Below are 16,134 nucleotides of genomic sequence, written 5' to 3'. Positions count from 1 at the left end.
ACAACACCCTGCACCGAAGCGTCGGCCCGGGCGGCTCCGCACAGGGCGTTTCACTCAGAGTAGTGAAGCTTGATCCATCCATCACGCAGTGTTATTAGGGTAGATAGGCGCATAACGTTGAGGCTTTCATTGCCACAAGCAATGGACCATTGATTCGGCGCAAAAGAATAGTATGATATTATCATACTTGATTTGCCTTAGGAGCAGCAGCAATGAGCATGCACCGCAAAACCATTACACTGACTGAACAGCAAGATAATTGGGTAAAAGCCCAAATTGAAAGCGGCCACTTTGGTAATGATAGTGAATATATCCGCGATCTCATCCGCAGGGACCAGCAAGCTAAAGAACGTCTTGCCAGCTTGAGACAAGCCCTGCATGAGGGGGAATCCAGCGGCAAACCTAAGCCGCTGGATTTAGCAGCCATTAAGGCAGCTGGCCGAAAGCAAATGAAGGTAGCTAATTAGTGTTCAAACTGCAGATTACGCCTAAGGCAGAATCGGACCTCATCGGAATATGGGTGTATAGCTGTGAAGCCTGGGGTGCTGAGCAGGCGGATAAGTACTTAGACAAGATGGAAACTGCAATGAAACAGCTGATGCGTTTTCCGGCACTCGGCACGAACTATGATCATGTTATTACTGGTTATCGCAGATTGCAGGTCGAACATCATGCGGTTTTTTATCAAGTTGTTAAGGCGGAGGTACTCGTTATTCGTGTGCTGCATGAAGACATGGATGCCCCGCAAAGATTGTTGGATTAGGCGCGGCCATATTTTCAAAGCCAGAGTATAGATTCTCCGAAATAAACCCAGGAACCACAATGTTTAAAGCCGTTATTTTTGATATGGATGGCGTACTGATTGATTCAGAACCCCTATGGCATCAGGCCGAGCAACAGATTTTAGGTGGACTGGGCGTTGATTTTGGCCGTGAACCCCGGCTACAAAGTACCGGCCTGACCACAGCAGCAGTGATTGCGCACTGGTATCAGCATCAGCCGTGGCCAGCGCTCAGCCCGGCGCAGGTACACCAGCAAATCATTAACTTTGTGGCGCACGGCATTAGCACTGCAGGCCTGCCTAAAACTGGCTTACTGCCACTGCTGGCACAGTTGCAACAGCAGCAGCTGGCACTGGCAGTCGCTACTAACTCACCAAAAATCCTGCTTGATACCACCTTAACCCGCTTAGGCATTGGCCACTATTTTTCCGCCCAATGCCATCTGGAACTGGTGCAGCACGGCAAACCGGCACCGGACATTTACCTGTTAGCCGCCAAAAAGTTGGGCGTGGCCCCCCAGCATTGTCTGGTGTTTGAAGACTCCTTTGCCGGTATCAGTGCTGCCAAAGCCGCCGGCATGACGGTTGTCGCCATACCGGCAGAGCATGAATGGACAGACGCTAAATTTGCCATTGCCGATCGTAAAATCCGTTGTTATACCGAACTGGATGAGACATCTTTGCCTATTAACTTAACTGGCTAAACCGATGGTTAGCAACTACCCTTGTAGCGGTGAACACCCCACAAGGAGCAATTATGAAAACCGCATTAATAGGGATAACCGCCCTCACCACATTAACCATACAAGCCGAGAGCATCAGCTTAAACATTGAACCCGGCTTATGGCGACACAGCATGAGTATTCAAAGCGCCAGCGGCGAAATGGAACGGGCGATGCAGGAGATGCAACGCCAGTTAGCGGCGTTACCCGAGTCGCAGCGCCAGATGATGCAGCAAATGATGGCGGCACAGGGCATGTCCTTTGATGGTATAGGGGCCACGGTCGACGTCTGTCTGACCGAAGAAGACATCCGTCAGGGTGTGCTGCCGCAGCAAGACGGCTGCCAGCAACAGATCAGTGCCCGCGGCCAGAACAGCTACCAGTTTACTTTTCAGTGCGACTCGCAACCGCCCACCAGTGGCAGTGGTGAGCTGACCTTCAGCAGCCGCAAGGCGTATCAGGGTAAGGCCAGCTTTAATACTGAGATTAACGGCAAAACCGAGCAAATGACCATGCAGCAAAGCGGCGAGTGGCTGGCAGCCAGTTGCCAGTGAAACGGCCAGTGTAAACCGGTGTTGCTCAGGTGATAGAGGCTTCGGCGACAGAATCACGACAAATCAAATGCGGGTCAAATACTTGCTGCACGTCAATGCTGCTGTGCTGATACACCTGGCGCAGTACCCACCGTGCTGCCATCTGCCCCATAGCACTGATCGGGTAGTCAATGGTCGATAATTTGGGGTAGGTGTAATAGGCAAAATTAACGTTATCAAAGCCGATAACCGAAAAATCAGCCGGCACTTCATAACCTAGCTCGCGGGCAGCCGTCAGCGCCCCCGAGGCCATTTCATCATTGCCACAAACCACAGCACTAAAGGGCCGGCCACTATCCAATAACCATTGTAAGCCTTTGCTGCCGCCAGTTTCCCGAAAGTCCCCTTCATAAAACAGCTCGCTATCCGCCGTAAGTTGATACTCTGCCAGCGCCCGCTGATGGCCTGCAAAGCGATCACGGGCATCGGTTTTCCACATAGGGCCAGCTATATACGCAATATGCCGATGGCCTTGCTGCAATAAATAATGGGCCGCCAAATAGCCACCCAACTCGTTATCCAGGCTGATACAACGTTCGGCCAGCGCCGCTATATGCCGGTTTAACAGCACAAAGGGCACCTCTTGTTTCGACAACTCCAGCAAATACTGATCTGTTACTGCTTCCACATGCAAAATTAACGCATCGCAGTTACGGCTGAGCAAAAACTCAATGCCATCTTGCTCTGTGGCGCGTTCACTGTGGCCGGCGGCAATAATCACGTGCTTACCTGCCGCGCGGAATTCCGCTTCAATGCCGGTTAACATGGCACCATAAAAAGGGCCGTGTAATTCTGATACCAAAATACCGATGCTATTGGAGCGGTTAGAGGCTAACGACTGGGCAATGGAATTGGGCCGGTAATCCAGCTGTGCCATGGCGGCCAGCACTTTATTACGGGTAGACTCTCGCACCGGCGTATTGTTATTCATTACCCGCGATACGGTGGCCAGCGACACACCAGCCAGCTTCGACACTTCATAAATCGTTGCCATGACTATCCTGTTAAACAAAGCCCCAAGCGTTCAGGCTGCAAGCTTAGCATGCCAGCACAAAACACGGCACTAGTTGCTGACATTACCCTGGCCAATACTGACTAGTCCTTTGATGCCAACTGCGCCGACACTTGCTGCACCCGCTGATTAGTTAAACGGTAGCGGGTCATTACCACAGCGACCAACACCGAGCACAGCGCCGGCCATAGCGTAAAGCTCAGCAGCAAGCCGTTAAGGGTGTCAGCGCTTTGTACTTGCCCGGCCTGATAGCCATACCAGGCCAGTAACCAGCCGGCCAGCGCACCACCAATGGCCAGCCCCAACTTAATAAAAAACACAATGGACGAATATACCAGGCCGGTGACCCGTAAGCCGGTTTTAACATGGCCGTAATCAACGGTATCGGCCATTTTCGCCCACAGCAAGGGGGTGGCCATTTGCAGGAAGAAACACCAGAAAAAGTGCAGCGCAAACGCTAAATATAATTGCTCTGGTCTGATAAAAAAGCCCAGCGCACAGAGCACAGCGGCAATAAGCTGCAAGCCGATGTAGGCTTTCACTTTGTCTACCTTAGAGGCCAGATAAGACGCTAAAGCGACCCCGGCAATATTGCCAATCATGCCCAGTGTCATAAAGCTACTGATCAGATCCTCCCGCGCCAGATAATACTTAACATAATAAATGGCCAGCGTATTACGCAGCACCATACCGGTTAGCAATAACAGCGCGGCAACACAGAGCACCCGCCACTGATCATTGTGCCACAGGGTCTGCAGACTGCTTTTTAACGTGAGCTTTTGCCCGGCCGGTGCCTGCACCCGCTCTTTAGTGCCGGCAAAGCACAGTAAAAACAGCATTAAACCCAACAAGCTCATCGCCGCTATGGTCCACTGATAGCCTTTGGCCTGATCGCCCTGACCAAAAAACTGCACCAGCGGCAGGGTGCAGGCGGTGACAATTAAACCGCCCAGCATACCGAACACAAAACGGTAGCTTTGCACCGACACCCGCTCGTTTGGATTAGCGGTTAATACGCCGCCCAACGCCGAATAAGGAATGTTAATGGCCGTGTACGCCAGCATCAGTAAGGTGTAAGTAGTAAAGGCGTACCACACCTTGCCAGTGTCAGAAAACTCCGGGGTGGTAAAGGCCAGCACACTGCAAAAAGCAAAGGGCAGCGCCAGCCACAACAAATAAGGCCGGTACTGGCCGTAACGGCTATGGGTGTTATCGGCCAGCGCGCCCATCAAGGGATCGGTGACAGCGTCAATCAGCCGTACCAGTAAAAACATAGTGCCGACAATGGCCGGCGAAATACCAAAAATATCGGTATAAAAAAATGTCAGAAACAGCATCACAGTTTGAAAAATAATATTACTGGCAGTATCGCCTAAACCGTAAGCCACCTTTTCACGTTTGCTCAGCATACTGACTCCTGTCACCCCCAGCGGCTTAACGCCGGCTGGCAAATAGCTCACGCAGGGCGATAGCACTGTGCTTCAGTGTGCGCTGCTGTGTCTGATAATCCACATAGACTATACCAAAACGCTTGGCATAACCCTCGGCCCACTCAAAATTATCCAGCAGACTCCAGGCAAAATAGCCTTTTACTGGAACCCCGGCAGTGATTGCCTCGGCGGTTGCCTGCAAATGCTGCTGATAATAGGCCACCCGCGCATCGTCACAGATCTGCCCCTGTGCCAGTTGATCAGGAAAAGCCGCGCCATTTTCTGTGATATAAATCGGCGGCAACGGATAACGCTGCTTTAATTCCAGCAAGATATCGGTTAAACCCTGCGGATAGATTTCCCAGCCCATATCGGTCAGCGGCGGCGCTGTCGGCGGCACATCACTAAACCAGCCTTTACTGTTGGCGCGATACACGGTGCGGGTGTAATAATTTACCCCCAGAAAATCCAGCGGCGTGGCAATAATCTCCATATCACCTGGCGCGATGGTGGGCGACTCAGCCGCGGGCAGTTGTTGTAATAAATCAGGGTAACGGCCTTCAAATAAAGGCTGAATATACCAATGGTTGTGGTATTGGTTAGCCATGTCAGCCGCTCGCTGATCAGCCGCACTGTCGCTGGCGGCATGACAAGGGCTGAAGTTCAGCACTATGCCATTTTTGGCACCTGGTGCGTTTTTTCGCAATACCTGCAGCGCCAGACCATGCGCCAGTAATAAGTGATGTGCTACCTGCCGACCCCACTGGCGGTTTTGCACGCCGGGGGCATGAATGCCCGCTTCGTTGCCTAAATAGGCACTGCAAAAAGGCTCATTTAAGGTGGCGTAACTATAAACTCTGTCGCCAAACGCCTGGCTGATCACCTCGGCATAGCGGGCAAACTTATAGGCGGTAATGCGGTTTAACCAACCGCCCTCATCTTGCAAATATTGCGGCAAATCCCAGTGATACAGCGTAACAAAGGCTTTAATGCCGCGCGCCTTTAAGGCATTCAGTAGCTGAATATAAAAATCCAGCCCAGCCTGATTGACACTTCCATCCCGGTACATGACCCGCCCCCAGGACACAGATAAACGGTAGGCATCAACACCTAAACCGGCAATCAACTCCACATCCTGTTGCCAGCGGTGCAGATGATCGCAGGCTTCCAGGCCATTCGAGCCATCTTTAATGCGGCCCGGCTCGGCGCAAAAGGTATCCCAGATACAAGGCTCGCGTAAGTCGGCCGCACCTTCTATCTGAAAGGCGGCAGTGGCCACGCCAAACACAAAGTCTTTGGCCATGATCGGCGAGTCAGGTGCTATAGTGATCTTATTCATTGCTCTGCGGTTCTGCCTTTATTTACACCACTATTGGCGGAAAAAACATTGCCATCAGCGGTGAGTATGCTATAAATGAAAGCGCTTACATTATACTAGTCGGCGTCTGAGCAGGCGTCAATAAAAACCTTAGGCTGTTAGGGGGAACTATGACAGCAACACCACTTTCTACAGATACCGCCGTCACTGGCGCCACTGGCCAACCCGGCCAGAATTACCGCTTTGCGCTGACGGCGCTGACCTCATTATTTTTTATCTGGGGCTTTATTACCTGTCTGAATGACATCCTAATCCCCTACTTAAAACTGTTGTTTGACCTGAGCTACACCCAGGCCATGCTGATCCAGTTTTGTTTTTTTGGCGCCTATTTTATTGTGTCGGTGCCTGCGGGCATGCTGGTGAGTCGTATTGGCTATAAAGCCGGTATCGTGACCGGCCTGCTAATCGCCGGTGCCGGCTGTCTGTTATTTTTACCGGCGGCCGCCATGCATGTGTACGGCATGTTTTTATTCGCGCTCTTTATTCTGGCCTCAGGCATTACTATTTTGCAGGTTGCCGCTAACCCTTATGTCAGCGTGATGGGTAAACCAGAAACCGCCTCCAGCCGCTTAACCATGACTCAGGCGTTTAATTCACTGGGCACCACACTGGCACCCTTTTTTGGTGCCTGGTTGATTTTTGGCGGCATGGACGCGCCCGAGCCAGTACCCGGCGCGGTCACTGAATCAACAGTACAACTGCCTTATTTAATTCTGGCGGCCAGCCTTATTTTGATGGCCATTATCTTTGCCTGGTTAAAACTGCCGGCGATGGGTAAAAAAGACCCTACAGCAGCCTTGCCACTGGGCGGTGAAGCCTGGAAACAGCGCCATCTGGTGCTGGGCGCGCTGGGTATTTTTGTCTATGTCGGCGCCGAAGTGGGCATTGGCAGCTTTTTGGCGATTTATTTGTCGATGCCAGAGATTGGCGGCATGACCACCGCCGCCGCCTCACACTATATTGCCTGGTACTTTGGCGGTGCCATGTTTGGCCGCTTTGTCGGCGCCGTAGTAATGCAAAAACTGAATCCGGGTAAGGTACTGGCCTTTAATGCAGTCATGGCGGTGTTATTACTGGCGATAACTATTTTATCCTCGGGCAAATTAGCCATGTGGTCTTTATTGCTGGTCGGCTTGTGTAATTCTATTATGTTTCCCACCATTTTCAGCCTGGCGATTCATGGCTTAAAACAATACACCAGTCAGGGCTCAGGTATTTTGTGTCTGGCCATAGTAGGCGGGGCTATTCTGCCCGTGTTGCAGGGCATGCTGGCCGATAAGATTGGCGTACAGCTGGCCTTTGTACTGCCTTTACTGTGCTACATCTACATTGCGTTTTACGGACTTAATGGTTGCAAGCCAGGTGCTGTTGCCACTACTAAGGAATAACCATGATGACCACCCGATTTACTCTTACTGCGTTATCGCTGTCATTCACCGCCAGCATGATGCTGGCAGGCTGCAGCCAACCGGCCCCCACGGAGAGCGCCAGCTCAGCCGCGCCGGCAACCGATATCACACTTTGGCCGCAGTTGAATATTCCTGTTGCCCAAGATCCAGCAATGGAGCAAGCCATTAGCGATGTAATGGCGAGCATGACGTTGCCCCAAAAAATTGCCCAGATGATCCAGCCGGAAATCCGCGACATCACTGTTGAGGATATGCGCAAGTATGGCTTTGGCTCTTATTTAAATGGCGGCGGTGCCTTTCCCAATGATGATAAATACGCGACACCGGCCGACTGGATAGCGCTGGCTGAGGCAATGTATCAGGCATCGATAGACGACAGCCTGGATGGCAGCCGCATTCCTACTATGTGGGGTACCGATGCGGTGCATGGCCATAACAATGTGATTGGCGCCACCATTTTTCCGCACAATATCGGCCTGGGTGCCGCTAATAACCCGGTATTAATCGAGCACATCGCCGAAGCCACCGCCCGTGAAGTGATGGCCACCGGCATCGATTGGGTGTTTGCCCCCACGGTCGCGGTAGTGCGTGATGATCGCTGGGGCCGCACTTACGAGGGCTACTCAGAAGATCCAGACATAGTGCGCAGTTATGCCGCCGCCATAGTGCGGGGCTTGCAAGGCGCTGCCGACGCAGATTTTTTAAGTGACCGGCGGGTGATCAGTACCGTTAAGCACTTTGTTGGCGATGGCGGTACCACCGGCGGTGTCGATCAGGGCAATACCCAAGTCAGTGAAGAAGAGCTGTATCGTATCCATGCTCAGGGCTATGTCGGCGGCTTGCAGGCCGGCGCGCAAACGGTAATGGCCTCTTTTAACAGCTGGAATGGCAGTAAAATTCATGGCGATAAGTACTTACTGACCGATGTGCTGAAAAACCGCATGGGCTTTGACGGCTTTATTGTTGGCGACTGGAATGGCCACGGCCAAATTCCGGGCTGTACTAACGATAACTGCCCGCAAGCAGCCAATGCCGGCCTGGATGTCTATATGGTGCCGACTGCCGCCTGGAAACCGCTGTACTACAACCTGATTGCGCAGGTAGAAGCGGGGGAGATCAGCATGGCGCGCATAGATGATGCGGTGCGCCGTGTGTTACGGGTAAAAAAACGTGCCGGCCTGTTTGCTAAACCCAGTCCGGCAAATCGGCCACTGGCTGGCCGTACCGAATTGATTGGCGCTGCTGAGCACCGCGCTATAGCGCGTGATGCGGTGCGCCAGTCACTGGTATTACTAAAAAATCAGCAAAACCTGTTACCCCTTAGTCCGACCCAGCGCATCTTAGTCACCGGGCCGGGCGCTGACAATATTGGTCAGCAATCCGGTGGCTGGACCATCAGTTGGCAGGGCACCGGCAATACCAATGCCGATTTCCCGGGCGGCAGCTCGATTTATGCCGGTATTGAGCGCCAGGTAACTGCAGCCGGTGGCAGTGTGGAATTATCTGCCGATGGCAGCTTTAGCCAGCGGCCAGATGTCGCCATCGTCGTCTTTGGCGAGGAGCCCTATGCCGAGGGCAATGGCGATTTGGATAATCTGGAGTACCAACGCGGCCACAAGACTGATCTGGCCTTACTGCAACAGCTAAAAGCGCAGGGCATACCCGTAGTATCACTGTTTATCAGCGGCCGGCCGCTGTGGGTGAATGCTGAGCTGAATGCGTCCGATGCCTTTGTCGCGGTCTGGCTACCGGGCAGCGAGGGCGAAGGGGTGGCCGATGTGATTTTGGCCGGTGCCGATGGCAGCGTACAGTATGACTTTCATGGCAAGTTAACCTTTTCCTGGCCGGCCAGCCCGACACAAACCGCAGTAAACCGTGGTGATAGTGATTATCAGCCACTACTGCCCTATGGCTTTGGCTTGCGCTATGGCCAGCCTGAGCTGCTGCCAAGCCCCTTATCAGAAGACAGCGGTGAGTTAACTGGCCCGTCTGAGCTGGTGATCTTTGAACGCGCGCCGCGCTCTCCCTGGTTATTGCAGCTACGCAGTGGCAACGACAGCGAGATGGTGACCAGCAGCGTACAGCAGTTAGCTGCCATTAGCAGCCGTACCTTTGATAACCAGGTGCAGGAAGATGCCCGCCGCTTTGTGTTTGATGGCAGCGCGGCGGCCGCATTCAGCTTTATCAGCCCCTTCCCACGCGATCTGCGGGCCTTTGCCGGTGCCGATAGCCAGTTAGCGGTGCAACTGAAACGCCGTGGACCTGTTCCTGAAAGGGTACTATTGGGACTGGAATGTGGTACTGACTGTAAAGCCAGTCAGAACATCGCCCCCGCGCTGACGGCCATGGCTGAGGGCGAGTGGCAGACACTGCATATCAGCCTGAGCTGCCTGCAACAGCAGGGCTTAAATCTGGCGCAGGTATTTAGTGTGTTGACCATTGAAAGCAGCGGGGTACTTAACCTGAGCCTGGCCGATGCCCGCATCAGCTCAGCGGCGCAAAGCAGCGCACTGGCCTGTCAGTAAACTACAGCCAAGTAACTCAGTCAGGGCGCCAGCGGGCGCCCTTTTTTATTCTGTTTTGACTAGGGCCGAACAAAATCTAACCAGCAAACGTCAACACGCCCTAACGTTGCGACTGGCAGCAAACAAAAGCGGACTGACAGATGGCATGATGACGCTTTGGCTTATGGCCGGCTGGCTGCAGATACTTACTTCACGGCCTTTAAGGATCAGATCCCAGTGCCCCTTCAGTCTTTGCGGCATCCCTGCCGTTAAGCACACCAGCCACCCAGCCCCGCAAGACCTGCGATAACGTCGGTCGATACGCTGCGATACAAACGTCTAAATAAGCCCAAAAAAAAGTGCCCGCATGCGGGCACTCACTGGGAGGGTGACAACTAACTTGGGGTTAGAAGCGGTAACGCGCGCCTAAGATATACCGTGGGCCATACTGGCGGGCGAATAAGAACTGCTCCTCGTAGCGGCCATAACCTTGTTCGGTTTCGTTAGTCAGGTTAATACCTTCAAAAAATACCGTAAAGTTGTCAGTAATATCTTTGTTGATACTCAGATCCCACTGTGCATAAGCTTTAGCAAATTGTGGTGGGGCATCTGACGAGCCTTGACCCTGGCCAACCCCTAATAAGTAACTATCGCGCCAAGCGTAAGTTAACTTAATAGACCAACCAAATTGTTCATAAAACAACTGTAAATTCGCTGAGTTACTTAACCCCACCAACGGTGATTGTTGAGTTAAGCTGTCTACGTCAAACTCGACATCGCCATCAACCAAGGTACCGTTGATACCAAAACCAAAACCGGTATCGCCTATCATATGCTGCCACGCCGCCTCGATACCCTGTACCTTTTTGGTTTCACTGTTTTGCGGTTGCGAAATACTCCAAACAATTAATGGGTCTGCACTGCTGGGTTCAATCTTACCACTGGCATCGCCATGGCCATTGGCCAGCATTTGATTATAAATAGCGGTATCGGTCGCTTGCTCGCCGTTTGCAACTAAATCTGCTACTGCTTGCTGATAGCGCGGGCCGTTTAAAATATCATGTAAGCCGTCGATAGTAATATCAGTAATGGTATTAGCAATAAAGTTGTCTACGCTTTTATGGAAATAACCAATAGCGGCGTAACTACCCGGCGCATAATAATACTCTAAACTCAGGTCTAAGTTAGTTGACTCAAACGGTTGTAAATTTGGATTGCCCTGGCCGCCACTACGTGCTCCTGGCTTTGGGCTACCACTTAAACTACGGCCACCACCTAAAGCACCCAGCGGCGCCCTGGCAATGGTTTTACCATAAGAGAAGCGGCTAACTAAATCGTCAGTTAAATCTACCCGTAAATCCATCATAGGTAGCAGCATATTATGCGAGCCGGTCAAGGTCAGGAAATTAATATCTCCCCCTTCATACTCCATAATCCACTCAGACGGGCTTACCCAATTCACTTGTTTTTCAACATCTTGTCGCACTGAGCTGGTGACATCGGTTTGTTCGTATCTTAGCCCAACATTCAGCTGTACCGGGAAATCGGCGACATCAAATTCCCAGGCTGATTGCAGGTAAAGGCTGTTAGTGACTTCATTTACTGAGCTTTGACCGACAGTACCATAAGGATTATAAGGATCAGGTAAGTAAGCATTTGATCCGAGCAAATCTTCGGTTAAGTACGCCGTTTGCCGCGCCACGGCTTCGTCATAACTATAGGTGTAATAATAGTTTGAAATTAAACCATTGCCGCCACCTGCGAATTGATCAAGGAAATTACCGGTATTTCTTCGGGTAAACATGCTATCTGGCAGAATAAAGGTAAAGCTGGGGTTAAAACCCGGACCACCCCGTAAACCACTCCAGGCATTAGTGCCTCCCATGGTTTGATCGGTACGGGCAACGCCGCCTTTTAATGATACCAGCGGAATCTTAAACACCGTGTTATACCAGGTGCTATCAAGCTGGAACTGCTGCACTTCTGACTCACCCGGCGAGTGGAAGAACTGACTAAAGTTAGAGTCAATTTCACTTGGGCTCAGCTCATTGGTGCCGTTACGCCAAAGAATATAAGCTTGTGGGATGTCGCCGGTACGATAATCGTAGATTTTGGTAATCAGTTGATCCGAACCTAAGATAATTTGACCAGTGTTACCGCTGCCTTTGTCGGCACCATTATCTGGTTTATTGTTAGAGTCGTGCGCGTCGAAGCTAATCTGCCAATTGTCGGTCAGCTGCCATGCCATATTAAAACCGATAGAAGCCGCTTTCACCTCTGTCGTGCCTTTACCCGCGGTAAAGGAGCCGTCATCGCCACTGATATCGGCAAAAATAGCCGTACCGCGCTCATCTAACTCATAGGCATTAATATTGGCACCAAAGTTATTCCAAATACCCCAGCCAATACTTTGCGAGCCAACAACAGCGCGGCTAGCCGTATAATCTAGCGTAAAGGTTAAATCATCGGTAGGCGCATATTGCAGCGTTAACTGACCATTGGTTCTTTCCCGCTGAAAATCAGCGATTTCATAGTTCATATCTTTTGGAAAGAAGTAATTGCCCGTAGGTAAACCATCAGCCCCTAATGGCCTGCGATCTATCACATTTTGAGCATCTAAAACAGGTAACGGCACATTGGCCTGCCAACCTTGCACATTAGCTTGCTGAATTTGAAAATCGCGCCGTGCCTGGGAAAATGAAAATGCCACCCCAAAGCGATCATCGGCAAAGGTGTTACTGTACACCGCAGCAAATTCAGGGGTGACGTCTTCACCCGCTTCATTAGAACTATCATGCACCGCCTTACCCATGACAGATAAACGCTGACCAGGGCTGGACAGCGGCTTAGCCGTCACAATATTTACCGTAGCACCCAAGCCTCCGCTGGGGTTTTCTGCCCTAGCGGTTTTATAAACTTCCAGCGCGCTAACGCCTTCTGAAGAAAGATTTTCCATGTTAAAAGAACGGGTAAAGCCGGTACCCGGCATTTGCCGACCATTTAAGGTAATCAGGTTAAATTCCGGCCCAAAACCGCGCACGGTAATTTGACTACCTTCACCATTGACCCGGCTTACCGACACCCCGGTAATACGTTGTAGCGATTCGGCCAGGTTAGTGTCAGGGAACTTACCCATTTCTTCGGCAGAGATAGCATCTACTACCCCTGAGCTTTCACGCTTAACGTCCATGGAACGCGCTAAACTGCCGCGAATACCTTTCACCTGAATAATTTCAACTTCAGGCTCAGCAGCGGTTGTTTCTTCCTGCTGCTGCGCATGTAGTGGCAATATCAGCCCGGCACCCAATACCAGAGACACTGCGCTGGCCAGTCTATTTTTTGTAAACTTAAATGCTTTCATAATTATCCTACTCTTATCGCAGTGTTAGTTATTGGCGATTTGCGCATTATCAATCTGGTATACGGCACCCTGGCCGGTACCCCAGGCTGGGAATACCATTAACACTGTGATGTCACTGATGTCTAAACCGGCATCAAACAGGGTTTGCAGTGGGAAGCTATAGCGCTGCCATTCTCCGGTCACCGGCGCCTGACCACCATTACCGGCCGCCAATGGCAACTCGACAGCAGTTGCGGCGCCAGCCGATTCAATTTTAAATAACCAGCTGCTAGCAGGGTTAGCCGGCGGCGAAACGACCCGCATATCAAAGCTGACACTGCCGTTGGCTAACAACGCGCTGGCATCAAAAGACACACCTTCTTTGGCTAAAAAGCCCAATACGGTCTCTGGCCAGCCCAAAATTTCAAACTGCGCTACATTGCCATAGGGCGCACCGACATCAACCACTTGTGGCGTGCTACCGGCACAACAATCCCACAGTGTCCAGTCTGGGTTTATGTTGTCACGGAACAAACTCAGGCTGCCATCACCGGTGGCATTAGGGTTGAAGATCCGCACATTGTCCATACGGTACACCGCACCCTCGCCAGTACCCCATGCAGGGAAGACCATCAGCACATCAATAGCACTGATATCCAGTCCAGCATCAAACAGGCTTTGTATGCTAAAGGTGTAGGTGGCCCACTGTCCGGTAACCGGTGCCTGGCCAGCATTACCCGCACTCAGTGGTAGCTCCACTGCTGAATCACCGCCAGCTGCTTCAATTTTAAATAACCAGCTGGAGTCCGGGTTTGCCGGTGAGCTCACTACTTTGACTTCAAACTGCACTACCCCTTCGCTTAACAGGGCGGCAGCATCAAAGGCTTCACCCGATCCCAGTGGAGAGCGGTTATTAAATCCCATTACTGTTGGCGCAGCGCCAACGCTGAACTCCGCCACTACACCGTGTTGTTCATCATCCATTACTTCAATCGGGGTACTACCACCACAGCAATCCCACATTGGCCAATCCGGGTTTTGGCCATCAGTAAAGATCACCAACTCAGGCGAGGCCGATGCTGGCGCGGCAATTTTGACATTATCGACCCGGTACACGGCACCATTGCCGGTATCCCAGGCCGGGAAAATCATCACTACGTCTATAGCGGATAAATCTAAGCCGGCATCTGATAACATTTGCAGCGGGAAGGTATAGCTTTGCCATTGCCCGGTTACCGGCGCCACACCTTCACTGCTGGCGGTAATAGGCAGCTCTACGAAGGTGGTGTTTTCGTTACTTTCTACCTTAAATAACCAGACAGAAGCAGGGTTTGAAGGCGCAGATACTACCTGCATATCAAAGCTGATACTGCCATTTTCAATTAACGGCGACGCATCAAACGGGCTGGCAACGCCGGGTGGGGTAATAAAGGCTGAGCGGCTGATAAAGCCATTTACCGTAGGTTGCGGCCCTACTAAAAACTCAAACACAGTGCCACGATCGGCATCTTCAACTAAGGCAGGGGTAGAGCCACCACAACAATCCCAGGCTGGCCAGTTTGGATTAGGGGTGCCATCAAAAATGGTCAGGTTTTGCGCCACACCGCTAGAGGGGGGAGATGGGATAGGCGCTAAACCGGTAACCAGAGTCTCTTCATCTTTATAGCCAGCACGAATGGTTTCACAGCCTTTGCCGGTTAACGGATTGGCATTACACTGGTACACCCGAACATATTCCACTTCCAACACCTGGCCATTGGCAAAGGCCTCGGCATCAATACCGCCATTATTAACATTTTCCGGCCAATTGCCGCCTACCGCTAAATTCAGCAATAAATGAAAGCGTTGATCAAAGGGCGCATTATTCCACTGGGTTTCCAGGTTACCGGTAATAATATTAAAGTATTCGGCAAACCAGCCGCGGTGCCTCAGGCCAATGGCTTCGCCCCGGCTGTTAAAACGCACCTGTGACGCCATTTGTGTTTGATACAGGTAGCCATCGACATACCAGCGGAATTCACCTTCTTGCCACTCCATAGCGTAGGTATGAAAGCCATCAGCCGGATTGGCGCCATTAGGCAGGGTATAGGATTTCCCACTATTTACATTGTTTGGCCAGTCGCGGCCATAGTGTAAAGTGCCATATATCTTGGACTCTGCATTACCCTCTTCGTCCACGGTTTTCAGGTTTACCGCTTCCATAATGTCGATTTCGCCCGATTTAGGCCAGCCACCGTACACTTCATCCGTTGGCAGCATCCAAACCGCTGGCCAGCTGCCCTGACCTTGCGGCATTTTGGCGCGAATTTCAAAGCGACCATATTTCCAGTCACCCTGATACTTGGTGTTCAGCCGGGCGGAGGTGTAAGGCAGCGGCGCACCATCTTCAGCCGGCAGAGCCACTATTTTTAAAGTGCCATTAGAGACGTAAGCGTTCTCCGGGTTATCGGTATAGCATTGCTGCTCCTGATTACCGCCACCCCGACAATTGACTTCCAGCGTCCATTTACGCCTGTCGATAGTGGTGCCTTCAAACTCATCGCTCCACACCAGCTGCCAGTCACTGACAGGCTGGGTTGGATCAACCGCCGTAAAATCGGAGTTAGTGGCAACATCACCACCGCATCCGGCGAGGCCTGCCGCCATAAGCAAGGCGGTTAACGTTGATAGTTGTTTCATTTTATTATTCATCCCCTGGGTCTTTGCTACCTGCTGACTGATTCACTAACACCATAAAGGTATCTGCAACATTAAAATGTAAGCGCTTACAAAAGGTAGATGATTAAATTTCAGCCGTCAATAGTCTGACCATAAAAAGCTGATCCAAAGCAGGGCGAGATGTGTCAGTAAGATTACATTAGCATTAAAATTCAATGATTAAGCTTGCACCAATAAAAAAGGGCCTAATGGCCCTTTGCTAAGTTTTGGTGCAGCTTACTCCACCGTAACCGACTTCGCCAGGTTC

The 16,134-nt window shown here is 51.5% G+C and carries 11 protein-coding genes; 6 read left to right on the top strand and 5 right to left on the bottom strand.

Annotated features, from left to right (window positions below; translation table 11 throughout):
* The first annotated feature begins 212 nt into the window (after positions 1–212).
* From V7D78_RS13340 to V7D78_RS13325, 4 genes are read left to right on the top strand one after another with little or no spacing between them, the layout of a single operon-like run.
* Complete coding sequence (locus V7D78_RS13340; protein WP_333608946.1) at positions 213–467, top strand: type II toxin-antitoxin system ParD family antitoxin; 255 nt, start codon at positions 213–215, stop codon at positions 465–467.
* Positions 467–763 (top strand): type II toxin-antitoxin system RelE/ParE family toxin, encoded by a 297-nt coding sequence (locus V7D78_RS13335; protein WP_333608945.1) that lies wholly within the window; start codon positions 467–469, stop codon positions 761–763. Before V7D78_RS13340 ends, V7D78_RS13335 begins: the two co-directional genes overlap by 1 nt.
* Positions 764–822: 59 nt before the next feature.
* A complete protein-coding gene (gene hxpB / locus V7D78_RS13330; RefSeq protein WP_333608944.1) occupies positions 823–1,485 on the top strand; it encodes a hexitol phosphatase HxpB in 663 nt (220 codons plus the stop codon).
* Between the two features lie 53 nt (positions 1,486–1,538).
* The gene (locus V7D78_RS13325; protein ID WP_333608943.1) at positions 1,539–2,057 is read left to right on the top strand and encodes a DUF3617 domain-containing protein; all 519 of its coding nucleotides are present in this window, start codon (positions 1,539–1,541) and stop codon (positions 2,055–2,057) included.
* Between the two features lie 25 nt (positions 2,058–2,082).
* On the opposite strand, the gene V7D78_RS13320 is transcribed toward V7D78_RS13325, so the two are convergent.
* The 3 genes from V7D78_RS13320 to V7D78_RS13310 form a co-directional block, all read right to left on the bottom strand.
* Positions 2,083–3,090, bottom strand: a complete 1,008-nt coding sequence (locus tag V7D78_RS13320; RefSeq protein ID WP_333608942.1) for a LacI family DNA-binding transcriptional regulator — start codon at positions 3,088–3,090, stop codon at positions 2,083–2,085.
* A 101-nt stretch (positions 3,091–3,191) separates the two neighbouring features.
* Positions 3,192–4,517, bottom strand: a complete 1,326-nt coding sequence (locus V7D78_RS13315; RefSeq protein ID WP_333608941.1) for a glycoside-pentoside-hexuronide (GPH):cation symporter — start codon at positions 4,515–4,517, stop codon at positions 3,192–3,194.
* Positions 4,518–4,542: 25 nt separating this feature from the next.
* Entirely contained in the window at positions 4,543–5,877 is a 1,335-nt protein-coding gene (locus V7D78_RS13310; RefSeq protein WP_333608940.1) for a GH1 family beta-glucosidase, read from the bottom strand.
* A 149-nt stretch (positions 5,878–6,026) separates the two neighbouring features.
* Between V7D78_RS13310 and V7D78_RS13305 the strand changes: the two genes are divergently transcribed.
* Both V7D78_RS13305 and V7D78_RS13300 read left to right on the top strand, forming a co-directional pair.
* Positions 6,027–7,304, top strand: coding sequence for a sugar MFS transporter (locus V7D78_RS13305; RefSeq protein ID WP_333608939.1), 1,278 nt, complete (start codon positions 6,027–6,029; stop codon positions 7,302–7,304).
* A 2-nt stretch (positions 7,305–7,306) separates the two neighbouring features.
* Positions 7,307–9,850, top strand: a complete 2,544-nt coding sequence (locus tag V7D78_RS13300) for a glycoside hydrolase family 3 N-terminal domain-containing protein (RefSeq protein ID WP_333608938.1) — start codon at positions 7,307–7,309, stop codon at positions 9,848–9,850.
* Between the two features lie 385 nt (positions 9,851–10,235).
* Here the strand turns inward: V7D78_RS13300 and V7D78_RS13295 are convergent, their stop codons facing one another.
* Positions 10,236–13,190 carry a TonB-dependent receptor gene (locus V7D78_RS13295; RefSeq protein ID WP_333608937.1) on the bottom strand — a complete coding sequence of 985 codons (2,955 nt, stop codon included), beginning with the start codon at positions 13,188–13,190 and terminating at the stop codon, positions 10,236–10,238.
* Positions 13,191–13,214: 24 nt separating this feature from the next.
* The gene (locus V7D78_RS13290; protein ID WP_333608936.1) at positions 13,215–15,848 is read right to left on the bottom strand and encodes a family 16 glycosylhydrolase; all 2,634 of its coding nucleotides are present in this window, start codon (positions 15,846–15,848) and stop codon (positions 13,215–13,217) included.
* Between the last annotated feature and the right edge of the window lie 286 nt (positions 15,849–16,134).

This window comes from Arsukibacterium sp. (assembly GCF_036735525.1).
Lineage (GTDB): Bacteria > Pseudomonadota > Gammaproteobacteria > Enterobacterales > Alteromonadaceae > Alishewanella.
Note: the sequence above shows the minus strand (reverse complement) of the source record. Positions and strands in the feature narration are given on the sequence as shown.

Bases quoted from the DNA above. Each gene is read 5' to 3' on its own strand.
- V7D78_RS13340 (WP_333608946.1), top strand. From the start codon at position 213: ATGAGCATGCACCGCAAAACCATTACACTGACTGAACAGCAAGATAAT.
- hxpB (WP_333608944.1), top strand. From the start codon at position 823: ATGTTTAAAGCCGTTATTTTTGATATGGATGGCGTACTGATTGATTCA.
- V7D78_RS13325 (WP_333608943.1), top strand. From the start codon at position 1,539: ATGAAAACCGCATTAATAGGGATAACCGCCCTCACCACATTAACCATA.
- V7D78_RS13320 (WP_333608942.1), bottom strand. From the start codon at position 3,090: ATGGCAACGATTTATGAAGTGTCGAAGCTGGCTGGTGTGTCGCTGGCC.
- V7D78_RS13315 (WP_333608941.1), bottom strand. From the start codon at position 4,517: ATGCTGAGCAAACGTGAAAAGGTGGCTTACGGTTTAGGCGATACTGCC.
- V7D78_RS13310 (WP_333608940.1), bottom strand. From the start codon at position 5,877: ATGAATAAGATCACTATAGCACCTGACTCGCCGATCATGGCCAAAGAC.
- V7D78_RS13305 (WP_333608939.1), top strand. From the start codon at position 6,027: ATGACAGCAACACCACTTTCTACAGATACCGCCGTCACTGGCGCCACT.
- V7D78_RS13300 (WP_333608938.1), top strand. From the start codon at position 7,307: ATGATGACCACCCGATTTACTCTTACTGCGTTATCGCTGTCATTCACC.
- V7D78_RS13295 (WP_333608937.1), bottom strand. From the start codon at position 13,190: ATGAAAGCATTTAAGTTTACAAAAAATAGACTGGCCAGCGCAGTGTCT.
- V7D78_RS13290 (WP_333608936.1), bottom strand. From the start codon at position 15,848: ATGAAACAACTATCAACGTTAACCGCCTTGCTTATGGCGGCAGGCCTC.